Genomic DNA, 16,221 nt, shown 5'->3' on the forward strand with positions numbered 1-16,221 from the left:
TGGATGCAGGACGCCGGCAAGCCGTTGATGATCTCCCTCGAAGAACAGAACCAAGTCGCCATGCGGGTTTCCGACAAGGGCCAGGCGCTGTTCTTTGATGTGAGCACCGGTGCCGAGCTCAAGCGCGTCGACCTGCCATTGCCTGCGGGCGCCACTGTGGCCTCGATCGGCAAAGACCAGCCCGGCAGCCCGTTGGTGATCCTCGGTTTGTCCAATGGCCAGTCCCTGGTGTTCCGCCACACTTATAAAGTGTCGTACCCGGATGGCAAAAAGACCATTACGCCGGCCATTGAATACCCTTACGGCGAAACGCCCATCGTTCTGGACGAGCAGGGCCGCCCGCTGGAGCATGTCGCGCTCAACGCCACCGATTCATCGCTGGTGGTTGCAGGCTCCGCGGGTTCGTTCTTGAACGTACTGAGCCTGAGCCGCGAAGAAAACATGATGACCGGTGAAGTCACCAGCGAGCAGAAGCGTATCGAGCTGCCGCAAATGACCGAACCGGTGAAGGCGATTTTCGTCGACCCACGCCAGCAGTGGCTGTATGTGGTCAACGGCCGCGCCCTCGCCGACGTCTTCAACTTGCGCGATAACAGCCTCAACGGTCGCTACAAACTGCTGGAAGACGGCAACGCCGAAATCACTGCCAGCACTCAGTTGGTGGGCGGTATCTCGCTGATCGTCGGTAACTCCAAGGGTGGCCTGGCCCAGTGGTTCATGGCCCGTGACCCGGACGGCGAGCAACGCCTGAAGCAAATCCGCACCTTCCAGATGGGCACTGCGCCTATCGTGGAAATCACCGCCGAGGAACGTCGCAAAGGCTTCACCGCGCTGGACGCGTCCGGCAAGTTCGGCGTGTTCCACAGTACCGCGCATCGCACCCTGCTGGTCGACCCTGTGGTGGATGGCCAAGGCCTGTTCGGCATGTCGCCACGCGCCAACCGCGTGATCGTCGAAGCCGGCGGCAAGCTGCAACCGCTGCTGCTCGACAACCCCCACCCGGAAGTGTCCTGGAGCGCGCTGTGGAGCAAGGTCTGGTACGAAAACTACGACGAACCTAAGTACGTCTGGCAATCGACCGCCGCCAACACCGACTTCGAACCCAAAATGAGTTTGGCCCCGCTGACCTTCGGTACCCTGAAGGCTGCGTTCTACGCCATGTTGCTGGCGGCGCCACTGGCGGTGGCTGCGGCCATCTACACCGCTTACTTCATGGCCCCGAGCCTGCGCCGCAAGGTCAAGCCGGTGATCGAACTGATGGAAGCGATGCCGACGGTGATCCTCGGCTTCTTCGCCGGCCTGTTCCTGGCGCCGTATGTAGAAGGGCACCTACCGGGGATTTTCAGCCTGCTGATGTTGCTGCCGATTGGCATCCTGGTCGCCGGTTTTGTCTTCAGCCGTTTGCCTGAGTCGATCCGCCTGCGTGTACCGGATGGCTGGGAAAGCGCGATCCTGATTCCGGTGATCCTGTTTGTGGGCTGGCTCTCGCTGTACATGAGCCCGTACCTGGAAACCTGGTTCTTCGGCGGCGACATGCGCATGTGGATCTCCCACGATCTGGGCATCACTTACGACCAGCGCAACGCACTGGTAGTCGGTCTGGCCATGGGTTTTGCGGTAATCCCGAACATCTACTCCATCGCCGAAGACGCCGTGTTCAGCGTGCCGCGCGGCCTCACCCTGGGCTCGTTGGCCCTGGGTGCCACGCCGTGGCAGACCATGACCCGCGTGGTGATCCTGACCGCCAGCCCAGGCATCTTCTCCGCACTGATGATCGGCATGGGCCGCGCAGTGGGTGAAACCATGATCGTGCTGATGGCCACCGGTAACACGCCGGTGATGGAGATGAACCTGTTCGAAGGCCTGCGCACCTTGGCGGCCAACGTTGCGGTGGAGATGCCCGAGTCGGAAGTCGGTGGCAGTCACTACCGCGTGCTGTTCCTCTCGGCGCTGGTGCTGCTGCTGTTCACCTTCATCATGAACACCCTCGCCGAGCTGATCCGTCAGCGTCTGCGCAAGAAATACTCGTCGCTTTAAGAAAGGTAGAAGTCTGTGAAACAGAACTCCCTGAATGGATGGTTCAAGAGCGGCGCCCCTGGCGTCTGGATCAGCGGTGGCGCGGTGTCCATCGCGGTCATCATGACCATTGGTTTGCTGGCCGTGATTGCCGTGCGTGGTCTGGGCCACTTCTGGCCGGCCGACCTGATCCAGGCCAACTACAGCGTGCCTGGCCAGGAAAACCATATCGTCATCGGCGAAGTGGTGCAGAAGGAAGAAGTGCCGCGCGAGCGCCTCAAAAGCGCGGGCCTGCCGGTGCCGGACCAAGGCCCGGAATTCATGACCCGCGAGCTGATCAAGGTCGGTAACCGCGACTTGAATGGCAACGACTTCACCTGGATCGTCGGCGAGTGGTTGAAAGACCAGACCACACCGAAGAACCTGATGGCCATCGAACGTCGTGAGTGGGGCAACTTCTACGGCACCCTGGTCAACGTCAAGCAGGACGGCAAGGTGATCGCCGAAGGCGAAGCCGCATGGCCGGAGCTGCAAGCCCGCGTCGACCGTGTGAACAAGTTGGCGGCCCAGCTCAAGAGCCTTGAGAAAACCGACATCGGCGCGATCAACGCAGGCCTGGAACGCATCCGCCTGCACGGCCGCAAGCTGGAGCTGGAAGGCAAGCTCGACGCTGCCGCCCAGGCCGACATGGACTCCGGCCGCGCCGAATTGAATGCCCGTTACCAGGACATCGAAGCACGCCTGGCCGACCTGCACACCCAGTTCAACCGCGACAGCCTCACGGCCCGCGACGGCAACGGCAAAGAAATCGAAATCGGTATCGGCAAAGTGGTGCACGCCTACCAGCCGAACGCCATGGGCACCCTGACCAAGGTGGGTTTCTACTTCAGCAAGGTCTGGGAGTTCTTGAGCGACGATCCACGGGAAGCCAACACTGAAGGCGGGATTTTCCCGGCTATTTTCGGCACCGTGATGATGACCCTGATCATGGCGATGATCGTGACCCCGTTCGGCGTGCTGGCGGCGGTGTACCTGCGTGAATACGCCAAGCAGAACACCCTGACCCGCATTATCCGGATCGCGGTGAACAACCTGGCCGGTGTGCCGGCTATCGTTTACGGCGTGTTCGGCCTGGGCTTCTTTGTGTATGTACTGGGTGGCTCGGTTGACCGCCTGTTCTTCGCCGAAGCCCTGCCGGCGCCGACCTTCGGTACACCGGGCCTGTTGTGGGCCTCGCTGACCCTGGCGCTGCTGGCGGTGCCGGTGGTGATCGTGGCTACCGAAGAAGGCCTGGCGCGGATTCCCCGCACCGTGCGTGAAGGTTCCCTGGCACTCGGCGCAACCAAGGCGGAAACGCTGTGGAAGATCGTGCTGCCGATGGCCAGCCCGGCGATGATGACCGGCATGATCCTCGCCGTGGCCCGCGCCGCCGGTGAAGTGGCGCCGCTGATGCTGGTGGGTGTGGTCAAGCTGGCACCGTCGCTGCCGCTGGACGGCAACTACCCGTACCTGCACCTGGACCAGAAGATCATGCACCTGGGCTTCCATATTTATGACGTCGGTTTCCAGAGCCCCAACGTCGAAGCGGCACGCCCGCTGGTGTACGCCACCGCACTGCTGCTGGTGCTGGTGATCGCCACGCTGAACTTGTCGGCCGTGTGGATCCGTAACCACCTGCGCGAAAAATACAAGGCGCTGGACAGCTAATTGAAGTGAACGCGGACTAAATGTGGGAGCGGGCTTGCTCGCGAATGCGGTGTATCAGAAACATATTTGCTGGCTGAACCACCGCTTTCGCGAGCAAGCCCGCTCCCACACTGGACCGCGTAACACACAGATTTTTGAGTAAACCGCCCCGGCGGTTCAACCAAACGAATTGGTAGCACAGGGAGCATCCCATGCAACATGAAACCCACACCCACGGCATCAACATGTCAGCCCTGGGTCGCGACAAGCAGAGCCTGAGCCTGGCCCAGGAAACCGTGGCCATCGAAGTGCCCGGCCTGAGCCTGTACTACGGTGAAAAGCAGGCGCTGTTCGATGTCAGCATGAACATTCCCAAGCAGCGCGTGACCGCCTTTATCGGCCCGTCCGGCTGCGGCAAGTCCACACTGCTGCGCACCTTCAACCGCATGAACGACCTGGTTGACGGTTGCCGCGTAGAAGGCGCGATCAACCTGTACGGCAGCAACATCTATCGCAAAGGCGAGGACGTGGCCGAGCTGCGTCGCCGCGTGGGCATGGTTTTCCAGAAGCCCAACCCGTTTCCCAAGACCATCTACGAAAACGTGGTCTACGGCCTGCGCATCCAGGGCATCAACAAAAAACGCATTCTCGACGAAGCCGTTGAGTGGGCCTTGAAAGGCGCGGCGCTGTGGGACGAGGTCAAAGACCGCCTGCATGAATCGGCACTCGGCCTGTCCGGCGGCCAGCAGCAGCGTCTGGTGATCGCCCGCACCATCGCCGTGGAGCCGGAAGTGTTGCTGCTCGACGAACCCTGCTCGGCACTCGATCCGATCTCGACTCTTAAGGTTGAAGAGCTGATCTACGAGCTGAAATCCAAGTTCACCATCGTCATCGTGACCCACAACATGCAACAGGCGGCGCGGGTTTCGGACTACACCGCGTTCATGTACATGGGCAAGCTGGTGGAGTTCGGCGACACCGACACCTTGTTCACCAACCCGGCGAAGAAGCAGACCGAAGACTACATCACCGGTCGTTACGGCTAGTACGCGGTGGTTCTGATTGCACTGAATGCTGCGGTTCTCCGCACCTTACCGGACGTTCCAAGGACGCCAACATGATTAGCAAAGAAGGCCTTACCCACCACATCTCCGCGCAGTTCAACGCCGAGCTTGAGGAAGTGCGCAGCCACCTCCTGGCGATGGGCGGGCTGGTGGAGAAGCAAGTCAACGATGCGGTCACTGCGCTGATCGAGGCCGACTCGGGCCTGGCCCAGCAAGTGCGCGAGATCGATGACCAGATCAACCAGATGGAACGCAACATCGACGAAGAATGCCTGCGCATTCTGGCCCGCCGCCAACCTGCGGCCTCCGACCTGCGTTTGATCATCAGCATCTCCAAGTCGGTGATCGACCTGGAGCGCATCGGCGACGAAGCCACCAAAATCGCCCGCCGCGCTATCCAGTTGTGCGAAGAAGGCGAAGCGCCACGGGGTTACGTGGAAGTGCGCCACATCGGCGACCAGGTGCGCAACATGGTGCGCGATGCGCTGGACGCGTTCGCCCGCTTCGACGCCGAATTGGCGTTGTCGGTGGCGCAATACGACAAGACCATCGACCGCGAATACAAGACCGCACTGCGCGAGCTGGCCACCTACATGATGGAAGACCCGCGCTCTATCTCGCGGGTCTTGAACATCATCTGGGTGTTGCGTTCCCTGGAACGCATCGGCGACCACGCCCGTAATATCTCGGAACTGGTGATTTATCTGGTGCGCGGCACCGACGTGCGGCACATGGGCCTCAAGCGCATGAAAGCCGAAGTTGAAGGCACGGCTGATCAAATCCCTAATGTTCCGGGCGAATCTGACGATAAGTAAGGTTGCCCGAGACATTAACGCCCGGCCTTTGGTCGGGCGTTTTCGTTTGCGGCATCTGAATTTTTTGCGCAGCAGGAGCAATAAAGTCCTTCTGTGACCCGTGAGTTTTGGCAAAATGCCATCAGTCAGGCGTTTTGCGTGCCGAAGTGTTAATAGGATGAAGGGTCGATGAGTAAAGTCAGTGTATTGGTGGTGGACGACGCCTCGTTTATCCGTGATTTGGTGAAGAAGTGCCTGCGCAACTACTTCCCAGGCATCAAGATTGAAGACGCGGTGAACGGCAAAAAGGCGCAATCCATCCTGATGCGCGAGACCTTCGACCTGGTGCTGTGCGACTGGGAAATGCCCGAAATGTCCGGCCTTGAGCTGTTGACCTGGTGCCGTGAGCAGGCGCACCTGAAGGCCATGCCGTTCGTGATGGTGACCAGCCGTGGCGACAAGGAAAACGTGGTGCAGGCGATTCAGGCCGGGGTTTCCGGTTATGTCAGCAAGCCATTCACCAACGAGCAGTTGCTGAACAAGGTCAAACAGGCTTTGCACAAGATCGGCCGCCTCGATGCCCTGATCGCCAGCGCGCCGACCAAGATGAACTCGGCCTTCGGCAACGACTCCCTCAATGCCCTGACCGGCGGCAAACCCGAGGCGGCCAAACCGGCGCCGGTAGCTGCGCCGAGCAAAGGCCTGCTCAACAGCCAACCGGTGCAAGCGCCTGCAGCCTCGCCTGCCGGCGGTCGCGGCCAGGGCCAACTGCGGCTGTCCAGCGGCAACCAGCAATGCGTGATCAAGGCGCTGAGCATCAAGGAAGCGCTGCTGGTGGTCCGTCGCGGTGAAGTGCTGCCCCAGGTGCTGGAAAGCGCCGTGCTCGACCTTGAGCAAGGCGAGAACGCCGAAGTCGCGCGCCTCAACGGCTACCTGCACGCCATCGTCGCCTATGAGCCACGGCCTGACAGCGACTGGCTGCAACTGACCTTCCGGTTTATCGATCAGGATGCGCAGAAGCTCGACTATATCTCCCGCCTGATCGCGCGCGGTACGGCGCAGAAGCACTTCGTGCCGGGTGCGTGATCTACAGAGCAACACTTAACCCATGTGGGAGCGGGCTTGCCCGCGATAGCGATACATCAGCCACTTGATCTGCGCCTGACACACCGTCATCGCGGGCAAGCCCGCTCCCACAGTTGATCTTCTGTGCTTCACGCAGTGTTGTCATCAACCCTGGCGAGCCTGCCGCTCAGCCATCCCGGCAGGTACGCCATGGACATCGCCATGCCCGAGGGCACGCCGATCATTGCGGCACGCAGCGGTACGGTGGTGAAGGCTTCCGAGGTCGGGCTGGTTTCGATTCCCTATGAGTTCAACCAGCCGCTTGGCAAATTGCCCAACTTTGCGTTGGGCAATTGAGGCGTCAATCCAGCAACAACACCTTGGCCAGCACGATCTTAGGCCCTTTCATTTTCTTGATGATGATGCGCAAGCCTTCAACTTCCAGCACTTCTTCCTCTTCCGGCACGCGTTTGAGCGTGTCGTAGATCAAGCCCGCCAGGGTTTCGGCTTCGATATGGTCCAGGTCCACGCCCAACAGGCGTTCCACCTTGAACAGCGGCGTGTCGCCACGCACCAGCAGTTTACCTGGCTGATAGGCGAGGATGCCGCGCTCGGCCTTGCGGTGTTCGTCCTGAATATCACCGACCAGCACTTCCAGCACGTCCTCCATGGTCAGGTAGCCGATGACTTTGCCGTCGGCTTCTTCCACGAGGGCGAAGTGCGCACCGCCTTTGCGGAACTGCTCCAGCAGCTGCGACAGCGGCATGTGCCGCGAGACGCGCTCCAGCGGGCGGGTCAGCTCGGCCAGGTTGAACGACTCGGGGATGTGGTCCAGGGCAGCCAGTTCCAGCAGCAGGTCCTTGATGTGCAGCAGGCCGACAAACTCATTGCGATCGACGTCATACACCGGGTAGCGGCTGAATTTATGGCGGCGGAACAGTGCGAGGATTTCCTTGAGCGGGGCGTTGAAGTCCAGGGTGACCAGGTCTTCGCGGGAGTTGGCCCAGTCCACCACTTCCAGCTCGCCCATTTCCACGGCCGAAGCCAGTACGCGCATGCCTTGGTCGCTTGGGTCCTGGCCACGGCTGGAGTGCAGGATCAGCTTGAGTTCTTCGCGGCTGTAATGGTGTTCGTGGTGCGGGCCAGGCTCGCCTTGGCCGGCGATACGCAAGATGGCGTTGGCGCTGGCGTTGAGCAGGTAGATCGCCGGGTACATGGCCCAGTAGAACAGGTACAGCGGCACCGCCGTCCACAGCGACAGCAGCTCGGGTTTGCGAATCGCCCAGGATTTGGGGGCCAATTCACCGACCACGATGTGCAGGTAGGAAATCACGAAGAAGGCGGCAAAGAACGACACGCCCTTGATCACTTCAGGCGATTGCACGCCGATGGCGCCCAGCAATGGCTCGAGGATATGCGCGAAGGCCGGTTCACCGACCCAGCCCAGGCCCAGAGAGGCGAGGGTGATACCCAATTGGCAGGCCGACAGATAGGCGTCGAGCTGGCTGTGAACGGTGCGCAGGATCTGCCCGCGCCAGCCGTTCTTGTGGGCGATGGCCTCGACCCGAGTGGCACGCAGTTTGACCATGGCAAATTCCGCCGCAACGAAGAAACCGTTGAGCAGTACCAGGATCAGTGCAAAAAGAATCATGCCGAAATCGGCGAAGAGTGTAGCGAGGGTGATGCCAGGGGAAGGGTCCATGATGGGGTTTTGCAGGTTCCGTGTGTTCAATAAGGGGTGACAGACAGGCCTGAAAGGCAGGCGCAAGTCGGCCAATGTAGCGGCTGACGGGGCGCTTGCCTAGTGCCCGCTGCCGGGCGGGGCCTGAAAGGCTTCGTCAACACGCTGCATGACCAATGTGGGAGCGGGCTTGCTCGCGAAAGCGGTGGGTCAGTCAACACATTCATAGCTGACCCACCGCCTTCGCGAGCAAGCCCGCTCCCACACTTAGTCCAGCGTCGTTTTCGGGTTATTCATCTGTGCCGATTACCCGCGAACGGGTCACCTGCGCCGGTGGAAAATGGCAGGTAAAGGTACTGCCATGCCCCAGCACGCTGCTGATCTCCAACCGGGCGCGGTGGCGCAACAGCACGTGTTTGACGATCGCCAGGCCCAGCCCGGTGCCGCCGGTGTTGGAGTTGCGGCTGGAATCGACGCGGTAGAAGCGTTCGGTCAGGCGCGGCAGGTGCTTGGCGTCGATACCGATGCCGGAGTCTTGCACGCTCAAGTGCGCGCCGTGCTCGTCGCTCCACCAGCGGACGCGGATATTGCCCTTGTCCTGGGTGTACTTAACAGCGTTGAACACCAGGTTGGAAAACGCGCTGCGCAACTCACCTTCGCTGCCTTTGAGCAATACCTGCGGGTCAGCTTCCAGGGTGATCTGTTGCCCGCGCTCGCCGGAAAGCGCCTGGGCGTCATTCTTGATGGTCTGCAGCAGGCTTTGCACCGCCACCGGATGGTTGTCCGAGGGGTAATCGGTGGCTTCCAGTTTGGCCAGCAACAGCAGGTCGTTGAGCAGGGTTTGCATGCGTGAACCCTGCTGCTGCATCTGCTGCAGGGCACGGCTCCAGCGCGGGTTGATCTCGTCGACGTTGTCCAGCAGCGTCTCCAGGTAGCCGCAGATCACCGTCAGCGGCGTGCGCAGCTCGTGGGAGACGTTGGCGACGAAGTCTTTGCGCATCTGTTCCAGCTGATGAATGCGGGTTACGTCGCGCACCAGCATCAGGTGTTCGTTGTTGCCGTAACGCGTCAGGTACAGCTGGATGCGCACGCGGTCATTGGTGGGCGAAGGGATTTCCAGCGCTTCTTCGTAGTTGTCCTGCTCGAAGTACTCCTTGAAGCGCGGGTGGCGCACCAGGTTGGTCACCGGCTGGCCGCTGTCCTGGGGCGTCTTTAGGCCCAGCAGGGTCTCGGCGGCGCGGTTCCACCATTCCAGGTTGCCGTCGCTGTCGAGCATGATCACCGCGTCTTTGAGCGCGGCGGTGGATTCCTGTACCCGGTCGATCACCGCCTGCAGGCGCCCGCGAACCCGTTGGTCGCGGCGTTGCAGGTGGTAGATGCTGTCGAACACCTCGCCCCACAGGCCATAGCCGTCGGGTGGTGCTTCGTCGGGTTTGTGCTGGCGCAGCCATTCATGCAGGCGCAGCAATTGTTTGAGGGTCCAGCCCAGGTACAGGCCGATACCGACGGCCAGGCTCCAACCGTAATAACCGCTGATCAAACCCACCACCAGGCAACCGGTGATCAACAGAAGCATGTGGCGGATCAGGGTGCCATGCCAGTTCTGGTTCACTTAAACATGCGTCCTTGTCAGCGGTTAAGGAAGGGAAGGGCCGGCTCAGCCTTTGGTGGAAAAGCGATAGCCGGTGCCGCGCACGGTTTGTACCAGATTCTCGTAGGCATCGCCCAAGGCTTTGCGCAGGCGGCGGATATGCACGTCAACCGTGCGCTCCTCCACATACACGTTGCCGCCCCACACCTGGTCGAGCAATTGGCCACGGGTGTAGGCGCGCTCCTGGTGGGTCATGAAAAATTGCAGCAGGCGGTATTCGGTCGGGCCCATCTCGGCCGGCTTGCCGTCGATGGTCACGCGGTGGCTGATCGGGTCCAGGATCAGCCCGTCGACTTCGATCGGTGCTTCGCCATCAGTCGGGCCGGCGCGGCGCAGTACGGCCTTCAGTCGCGCTACCAGCTCACGTGGGGAAAACGGCTTGGTGATGTAGTCATCAGCGCCGACTTCCAGGCCCTGAATCTTGTTGTCCTCTTCACCCTTGGCGGTGAGCATGATGATCGGGATATCCCCGGTCAGCTCATCCCGCTTGAGGCGGCGGGCCAGTTCGATGCCGGAGGTGCCGGGCAGCATCCAGTCCAGCAGGATCAGGTCCGGCTTGCGGTCGACGATAATGGCATGGGCCTGCTGGGAGTTCTCCGCCTCCAGGCAGTCATAGCCGGCCATTTCCAACGCAACGGCGATCATCTCGCGAATGGGCGCTTCGTCGTCAACGATCAGAATGCTCCTGCCAACCATGCTCAAAATCCTCTTGTCATTTAACTGTCTTGCGCCGCATTAGATAACGGAATTATTGCAGTCGTGTGACAGTAATTTAGTCGATCGGGCAATTCACGGCACTCTGGACTACCCTTTGGGTCCGAATCCTGACAACCACAAAAGGAAGGTTCCGATGACTCAAAGTACTTTTTCCTGGAAAGCCCTGTTGGCAATGGCGGCGTTGACCCTGCCGGGCCTGGCGTTTGCGGCGGAGCCGGCGATGACTCACGACGGAATGTTGGTGGATCACAAGGGGCTGACCCTCTACACCTTCGACAAGGATGCCGACGGCAAGTCGGTGTGCAAAGACCAGTGTGCAACCAACTGGCCGCCGCTGAAGGCTGAGTCTACTGACAAGTCGATGGGTGATTGGACAGTCATTACCCGCGACGACCAGACCAGTCAGTGGGCTTACAAAGGCAAGCCGGTCTACACCTACAAGGATGACCACAAGGCTGGTGACAAAACCGGTGATGGTAAGGGTGGGGCATGGCACGTCATCAAACCTTGACTACTCGGCGCCACTGAGACCTTCGCGAGCAAGCCCGCTCCCACATTTTGATTTGTGAATACAGTTCAAATGTGGGAGCGGGCTTGCTCGCGAAAGCGTCCGAACAGCCACCGCAAAATCTCAGCGAAAAGCGTAATCCGCCACAATCCCCACAAATATCGCCAACCCCGCCCAGTGGTTGTGCAAAAACGCCTTGAAGCATTTCATCCGATCCTTGTCCCGGGTGTACCAGAACTCCCAGGCAAAACAGCCCGCCGCCGCCAGCAACCCCAAGTGGAACCAGCCACCCAGCTCAAACCGCTGCCCCGCCAATAGCAGGCACACCAGTGACAAACCTTGCAGGGTCAGAATGATCACGCGGTCCGCATCGCCGAACAGAATAGCGGTGGATTTCACTCCGATCTTCAAGTCGTCATCGCGGTCGGTCATCGCGTAATACGTGTCGTAACCCACTGTCCACAGCAAATTGGCGATGTACAGCAGCCACGCCGTGGCCGGCAAATGCCCGGTCTCGGCAGTGAATGCCATCGGCATGCCCCATGAAAACGCCGCGCCCAGCACCACCTGCGGGTAGTAGGTGTAGCGCTTCATGAACGGGTAGCTCGCCGCCAGCGCCAGGCCGCCCAGGGACAGCAGGATGGTGGTCGCGTTGGTCAGCAGCACCAGCAGAAAACTGATGCCCATCAACACCGCAAAAAACACCAAGGCCTCTTTGGCGCTGATCTTGCCGCTCACCAGCGGCCGTTGCTCGGTACGCTTCACATGGCCGTCGACCTTGCGGTCGGCCCAGTCATTGATCACACAGCCGCCGGCACGGGTCAGCACCACACCGAGCACGAAAATCACGATATTGAGCAACGACGGCGAGCCCTTGCCCGCAATCCATAGCGCCCACAGCGTCGGCCACAACAGCAGGTAAATGCCGATGGGTTTGTCCATGCGAGTCAACTGAATGAAATCCCAGGCCCTGGGGTTCAGGTGGTTCAAGGACTTGAGCAGACGTTGATACATCAGCAGTTCTCCGGGTGGTCATGCAGCGCATGCCAGAAGCTGGGCAGGAAAATTTCCGCGACCAGCACGCTCAGCGGCCCGCGATCAAAGCGTGAGCGGCGCGCCCACAGGCCATCGGCCTGGTCGGCGGTCGGCAGCCATTGCCGTGGGTAATGGCATACCTCGATTGCCTGGCGGGTGAACGCATGGTCGCAGAACAGCAATTCGCCCAGCGAGCGGCTGCCCAGTTCGTCCATGTGTAAGCCATCGCCCTGCAAGGCACTGCGGGCCGCCACGCTGCGGGCAAACACCCATGGTTGGCCATGCCCGCGCAAATACACTTCGCGTACCCAGCCGACCGTGGCCGGGGCCATACCCAGCGCCACGCATTCATCCTCGCGCAGTGGCTGCCAGCCTTCGAACAGTGGCGTCACGCTGAAGCCGTCGTTGGACAGCCACGTGAGCCTGCGCGTCAGCGAGCCTTCGTCGAATAACCAGTTGAGGGTCAAAGGCCCAGGCATTGGGTTCAGAAGGCTCTGGGTCAGCCATTGGCAAGCATCGGGACGGGCGATTGAGTGCGGCACGGTGAGTCAGTTTTGGCAGCAAAAGAGGCGGCGAGCTTACCATGGCGTCCTGAGCTTTTGCCGGGCCGAACCGGCCGCTTGCGCCGAACATGCTTGCATCTGCCGGCCCCGATCAGTACAAAACGCCCTGAGCCGTACGGCAACGTTGGTCTATCGACCGTTGGCCAAGATGCCTGGACCCTGAGGAAGCAAGTAATGAAGAAGTGGCAATGTGTAGTCTGTGGCTTGATCTATGACGAAAAAGACGGCTGGCCGGATGACGGTATCGCACCGGGCACCCTGTGGCAGGACGTCCCGGAAGACTGGCTGTGCCCGGACTGCGGCGTAGGCAAAATGGATTTCGAAATGATCGAAATCGGCTAATCATCGGTTTAAGAAACGTACTACAAGGAGAAAGGAATGAACGCACCTGTCGTGATCATCGGCACAGGATTGGCCGGATACAACGTGGCTCGGGAGTTTCGCAAGCTCGACAGCGAGACCCCGTTGCTGCTGATCACCGCGGATGACGGGCGCTCCTACTCCAAGCCCATGCTCTCCACCGGCTTTGGCAAGAACAAGGAAGCCGATGGCCTGAGCATGGCTGAGCCGGGCGCCATGGCCGAGCAGCTCAAGGCCGAAGTGCGTACCCATACGCGCATCAGCGGCATCGATCCGGGCCACAAACGCCTGTGGATCGGCGAGGAAGCGGTGGCTTACCGCGATCTGATCCTGGCCTGGGGCGCAGAAACCGTGCGCGTGCCGGTCGAGGGCGATGCGGCAGAGCTGATTTTCCCCATCAACGATCTTGAAGATTACGCACGCTTTCGTGCCGCCGCGGCCGGGAAGCGCCGTGTGCTGCTGCTCGGCGCGGGCCTGATCGGCTGCGAGTTCGCCAACGACCTTATTCTTGGCGGCTACGAAATCGACTTGGTTGCACCGTGCGAGCAAGTCATGCCGACCCTGCTGCACCCGGCAGCAGCTGCCGCTGTACAGGCCGGGCTGGAAGGCCTGGGCGCGCGCTTCCACCTGGGCCCGGTGCTCAACCGCCTGCAGCGCACGGCGGATGGCCTGGAAGCGCACCTGTCCGATGGTGAAGTGATCCACTGCGACCTGGTGGTCTCGGCCATCGGCCTGCGCCCGCGCGTGGACCTGGCTGCCGCCGCCGGCCTGCAGATCAACCGTGGAATCATGGTGGACCGTCACCTCAAGACCTCCCACACCAATATCTACGCCCTGGGCGACTGCGCCGAGGTCGATGGCCTGAACCTGCTCTACGTGATGCCATTGATGAGCTGCGCCCGCGCCCTGGCCCAAACCTTGGCCGGCAACGCCACGGCCGTCAGCTATGGGCCGATGCCGATCACCGTGAAAACGCCGATCTGCCCGCTGGTGGTATCGCCACCGCCACGCGGCACCGAAGGCGTGTGGAGCGTCGAAGGCCAGGGCGCCGACATCAAGGCCTTGTGCCGCGACGCCAGCGGCCGCCTGCTGGGTTATGCGCTGACCGGCAGCGCCGTCATGGAAAAACTCGCCCTTAACAAAGAACTTCCGCCATTGCTGGCGTAAATACCGGTCGTTCTGTCGGAATCAGCACCTTCTTAGCCCCAGAAAGGTCACCGCGAGACTGGCGGAGCGTGCGAGGGCATGCCATCCTCACTCCCGTCTGCCGCAGAGTAGAGCCTGCGGCGCCTTGGGCGCTGCTCCACCAGAGAGCAGCACGGACATAACAACAAAAAACCGTCAAAGAGGCTTCACTTATGCGTAAACCAGAACTCGCAGCCGCTATTGCAGAAAAAGCAGACCTGACCAAAGAACAGGCCAACCGTGTTCTCAACGCCGTCCTCGAAGAAATCACCGGCGCGCTGCACCGCAAAGACAGCGTCACCCTGGTGGGCTTCGGCACCTTCCTGCAACGCCATCGCGGCGCCCGCACCGGCAAAAACCCGCAAACCGGCGAGCCAGTGAAAATCAAGGCGAGCAACACCGTTGCATTCAAGCCGGGCAAGTCGCTCAAAGACAGCGTCAACCCGTAATAGCAGGACCGTCTGAAGGGAGGCGGGTGGGTAAGAAAATGGGCACGCCGACTGGGTTGGGTGCCCATTTTTTGTTGGGCTGCGGATAATGCTTATGCGCTGACTGCGATCTTTATAAAAGGGTTCCGAGATGAGGGGACAGATTTATTTAATTTTGCTGGCCTTAATAAATCTGTTCCCTTTTCCGTTGCCGATATCAGATGTTCAGTCGGGGTTCTTCAGTTGCTCGGGTGATAATTTTCGCACTTCAATGCGTATAAACTTGTAAATGTTTGCGATCGATTCCGATACTTGAATTTGTAATTCGCCAAAAACTTCCGTCACCGCTCTTTCGTGATATTCAAGGTATTTTTCATAACCGGTAGGATCCATGTTGATAGGGCTGCTGGGCATTCTCAAAGAATAGCTAACCGCTTTGTTTCTCTTAGATACCTCTGGGCCTGTTACATTCAGGTCAAGTAGCCCGGACACGCTTGAGTCCTTAAGGCTCAGCCAATAGCTATCGCCGTATTTCTCATCGAACTGTTCGGTTCCTGTTATGTGACGTTCAAGTTGTTCTCGAATAATTCGACTAACATGATGCGATACATAAAAAACCGCAGCTGGATCAGGAAAGAGTCCGCCTATGGCGATGGGGCACGGGTTGCGCATTATTTATCCTCTTTTATTTGCCACACAGCGACTTAGGACCTTTATAGCTCTTTTTGTTTCCTTCCGGTATCAGCCCGCCAGTTTTTTTGTAATGCGCATCCAATTTTGCAGTTTCGATAGTTTTGGCCGCTTCTGTCGTACTTATGCCACTTTGCAGAATTGTACCCTTAATCGTTTTTCCGGGATTCAATCGTTCTAATTTTTCTACTTGTTGATGGAGCCTGGTCGGGTTGCCACTGGATTTAGTTACGCGATTCATATCGGCTTTACCGTACTTATGCAGCTCGCCATCTATTCGAATTTCATACACGCCGAAGTTACCTTGAGCGCCGTTGGTGTTGAGATTTAGAAGCCCCCATGGATCAATCCATGAGATGGGATTTGGTGCGTATTTGTAGAGGTTGATTCCTCCCGCCAACCCAATCGGATCCGGCGTGGTAAACCGCCCCACATCCGGATCATAAAACCTGAACGTATTAAAATGCAGCCCCGTCTCCCGATCCAGGTACTGCCCCTGGAAACGCAGGTTCTGCTCCTCAATGTAATAAGGCTCACGCACCTCCTCCAGCGTGTTGCCCCACACCCGATAAGTCGCCTGCCAGAGCATGCGCCCATCAGCCTCGGTCAACTGCTCCGGCAATCCATTCAGGTCGTTATGGTAGTAACGAGTCTTCTGCAACGGCCCGGCACCATCGACACGAGCCAAGGGTTGGTAGCCTTCATCTTCATAGACGTACAGGCTTGTCTGACTGTGCTTATGCTCCTGCAATAACCGTAAACCGTCCCAGGTAAACCG

At 59.7% G+C, this 16,221-nt stretch carries 16 protein-coding genes and 1 pseudogene; 10 read left to right on the forward strand and 7 right to left on the reverse strand.

Translation table 11 applies throughout. The annotated features are described in order from the left end of the window. Window positions 1-3 precede the first annotated feature (3 nt). From BLV67_RS24455 to BLV67_RS24480, 6 genes and pseudogenes are all read left to right on the forward strand, one after another. Window positions 4-2,037 carry an ABC transporter permease subunit gene (locus BLV67_RS24455; protein WP_170875882.1) on the forward strand — a complete coding sequence of 678 codons (2,034 nt, stop codon included), beginning with the start codon at window positions 4-6 and terminating at the stop codon, window positions 2,035-2,037. A gap of 15 nt (window positions 2,038-2,052) precedes the next feature. Then, window positions 2,053-3,723 (forward strand): phosphate ABC transporter permease PstA, encoded by a 1,671-nt coding sequence (pstA, locus tag BLV67_RS24460; protein ID WP_017135800.1) that lies wholly within the window; start codon window positions 2,053-2,055, stop codon window positions 3,721-3,723. A 191-nt stretch (window positions 3,724-3,914) separates the two neighbouring features. Beyond that, on the forward strand, window positions 3,915-4,748 hold the full coding sequence (gene pstB, locus BLV67_RS24465) for a phosphate ABC transporter ATP-binding protein PstB (RefSeq protein ID WP_058421111.1): 834 nt from the start codon (window positions 3,915-3,917) through the stop codon (window positions 4,746-4,748). A 71-nt stretch (window positions 4,749-4,819) separates the two neighbouring features. Further along, entirely contained in the window at window positions 4,820-5,581 is a 762-nt protein-coding gene (phoU, locus tag BLV67_RS24470) for a phosphate signaling complex protein PhoU (protein WP_053258703.1), read from the forward strand. Window positions 5,582-5,749: 168 nt separating this feature from the next. Then, on the forward strand, window positions 5,750-6,646 hold the full coding sequence (locus tag BLV67_RS24475; RefSeq protein ID WP_056860878.1) for a response regulator: 897 nt from the start codon (window positions 5,750-5,752) through the stop codon (window positions 6,644-6,646). Between the two features lie 177 nt (window positions 6,647-6,823). Further along, window positions 6,824-6,982 (forward strand): annotated as a pseudogene (locus BLV67_RS24480) (hypothetical protein); the annotation flags it as partial. Window positions 6,983-6,986: 4 nt separating this feature from the next. Here the strand turns inward: BLV67_RS24480 and BLV67_RS24485 are convergent. From BLV67_RS24485 to phoB, 3 genes are all read right to left on the reverse strand, one after another. Further along, window positions 6,987-8,327, reverse strand: a complete 1,341-nt coding sequence (locus tag BLV67_RS24485; RefSeq protein WP_069785746.1) for a hemolysin family protein — start codon at window positions 8,325-8,327, stop codon at window positions 6,987-6,989. Between the two features lie 268 nt (window positions 8,328-8,595). After that, a complete protein-coding gene (phoR, locus tag BLV67_RS24490) occupies window positions 8,596-9,882 on the reverse strand; it encodes a phosphate regulon sensor histidine kinase PhoR (RefSeq protein ID WP_244160764.1) in 1,287 nt (428 codons plus the stop codon). Window positions 9,883-9,963: 81 nt separating this feature from the next. After that, window positions 9,964-10,653 carry a phosphate regulon transcriptional regulator PhoB gene (phoB, locus tag BLV67_RS24495; RefSeq protein ID WP_003195617.1) on the reverse strand — a complete coding sequence of 230 codons (690 nt, stop codon included), beginning with the start codon at window positions 10,651-10,653 and terminating at the stop codon, window positions 9,964-9,966. A 154-nt stretch (window positions 10,654-10,807) separates the two neighbouring features. On the opposite strand from phoB, the gene BLV67_RS24500 reads away from it, so the two are divergent. Continuing rightward, window positions 10,808-11,185, forward strand: a complete 378-nt coding sequence (locus BLV67_RS24500; RefSeq protein WP_069785744.1) for a COG4315 family predicted lipoprotein — start codon at window positions 10,808-10,810, stop codon at window positions 11,183-11,185. Between the two features lie 120 nt (window positions 11,186-11,305). Here BLV67_RS24500 and ubiA read toward each other — a convergent pair whose 3' ends face one another. Both ubiA and BLV67_RS24510 read right to left on the reverse strand, forming a co-directional pair. Continuing rightward, complete coding sequence (ubiA, locus tag BLV67_RS24505) at window positions 11,306-12,196, reverse strand: 4-hydroxybenzoate octaprenyltransferase (protein ID WP_069785743.1); 891 nt, start codon at window positions 12,194-12,196, stop codon at window positions 11,306-11,308. Then, window positions 12,196-12,759, reverse strand: coding sequence for a chorismate--pyruvate lyase family protein (locus BLV67_RS24510; RefSeq protein ID WP_056860873.1), 564 nt, complete (start codon window positions 12,757-12,759; stop codon window positions 12,196-12,198). Before BLV67_RS24510 ends, ubiA begins: the two co-directional genes overlap by 1 nt. Before the next feature lie 195 nt (window positions 12,760-12,954). Here BLV67_RS24510 and BLV67_RS24515 point away from each other — a divergent pair, with 195 nt between their 5' ends. The 3 genes from BLV67_RS24515 (at window position 12,955) to BLV67_RS24525 (ending at window position 14,774) form a co-directional block, all read left to right on the forward strand. Then, window positions 12,955-13,122: a rubredoxin gene (locus BLV67_RS24515; RefSeq protein WP_003213373.1), complete on the forward strand. Its 168-nt coding sequence runs from the start codon at window positions 12,955-12,957 to the stop codon at window positions 13,120-13,122. A gap of 36 nt (window positions 13,123-13,158) precedes the next feature. Next, window positions 13,159-14,307 carry an NAD(P)/FAD-dependent oxidoreductase gene (locus BLV67_RS24520; protein ID WP_069785742.1) on the forward strand — a complete coding sequence of 383 codons (1,149 nt, stop codon included), beginning with the start codon at window positions 13,159-13,161 and terminating at the stop codon, window positions 14,305-14,307. Between the two features lie 191 nt (window positions 14,308-14,498). Beyond that, entirely contained in the window at window positions 14,499-14,774 is a 276-nt protein-coding gene (locus BLV67_RS24525; RefSeq protein WP_003213368.1) for an HU family DNA-binding protein, read from the forward strand. A 204-nt stretch (window positions 14,775-14,978) separates the two neighbouring features. Here BLV67_RS24525 and BLV67_RS24530 read toward each other — a convergent pair whose 3' ends face one another. Next, window positions 14,979-15,425, reverse strand: coding sequence for a hypothetical protein (locus BLV67_RS24530; RefSeq protein WP_069785741.1), 447 nt, complete (start codon window positions 15,423-15,425; stop codon window positions 14,979-14,981). A gap of 13 nt (window positions 15,426-15,438) precedes the next feature. Then, the coding region (locus BLV67_RS32120) for an RHS repeat domain-containing protein (RefSeq protein WP_208604502.1) at window positions 15,439-16,221 on the reverse strand (783 nt) is incomplete at its 5' end.

It is taken from the genome of Pseudomonas salomonii (assembly GCF_900107155.1).
GTDB lineage: Bacteria > Pseudomonadota > Gammaproteobacteria > Pseudomonadales > Pseudomonadaceae > Aquipseudomonas > Aquipseudomonas salomonii.

Bases quoted from the DNA above. Each gene is read 5' to 3' on its own strand.
- phoB (WP_003195617.1), bottom strand. From the start codon at position 10,653: ATGGTTGGCAGGAGCATTCTGATCGTTGACGACGAAGCGCCCATTCGC.
- BLV67_RS24475 (WP_056860878.1), top strand. From the start codon at position 5,750: ATGAGTAAAGTCAGTGTATTGGTGGTGGACGACGCCTCGTTTATCCGT.
- phoU (WP_053258703.1), top strand. From the start codon at position 4,820: ATGATTAGCAAAGAAGGCCTTACCCACCACATCTCCGCGCAGTTCAAC.
- BLV67_RS24525 (WP_003213368.1), top strand. From the start codon at position 14,499: ATGCGTAAACCAGAACTCGCAGCCGCTATTGCAGAAAAAGCAGACCTG.
- BLV67_RS24530 (WP_069785741.1), bottom strand. From the start codon at position 15,425: ATGCGCAACCCGTGCCCCATCGCCATAGGCGGACTCTTTCCTGATCCA.
- pstB (WP_058421111.1), top strand. From the start codon at position 3,915: ATGCAACATGAAACCCACACCCACGGCATCAACATGTCAGCCCTGGGT.
- BLV67_RS24500 (WP_069785744.1), top strand. From the start codon at position 10,808: ATGACTCAAAGTACTTTTTCCTGGAAAGCCCTGTTGGCAATGGCGGCG.
- ubiA (WP_069785743.1), bottom strand. From the start codon at position 12,196: ATGTATCAACGTCTGCTCAAGTCCTTGAACCACCTGAACCCCAGGGCC.
- phoR (WP_244160764.1), bottom strand. From the start codon at position 9,882: ATGCTTCTGTTGATCACCGGTTGCCTGGTGGTGGGTTTGATCAGCGGT.
- BLV67_RS24485 (WP_069785746.1), bottom strand. From the start codon at position 8,327: ATGGACCCTTCCCCTGGCATCACCCTCGCTACACTCTTCGCCGATTTC.
- BLV67_RS24515 (WP_003213373.1), top strand. From the start codon at position 12,955: ATGAAGAAGTGGCAATGTGTAGTCTGTGGCTTGATCTATGACGAAAAA.
- BLV67_RS24520 (WP_069785742.1), top strand. From the start codon at position 13,159: ATGAACGCACCTGTCGTGATCATCGGCACAGGATTGGCCGGATACAAC.
- BLV67_RS24455 (WP_170875882.1), top strand. From the start codon at position 4: ATGCAGGACGCCGGCAAGCCGTTGATGATCTCCCTCGAAGAACAGAAC.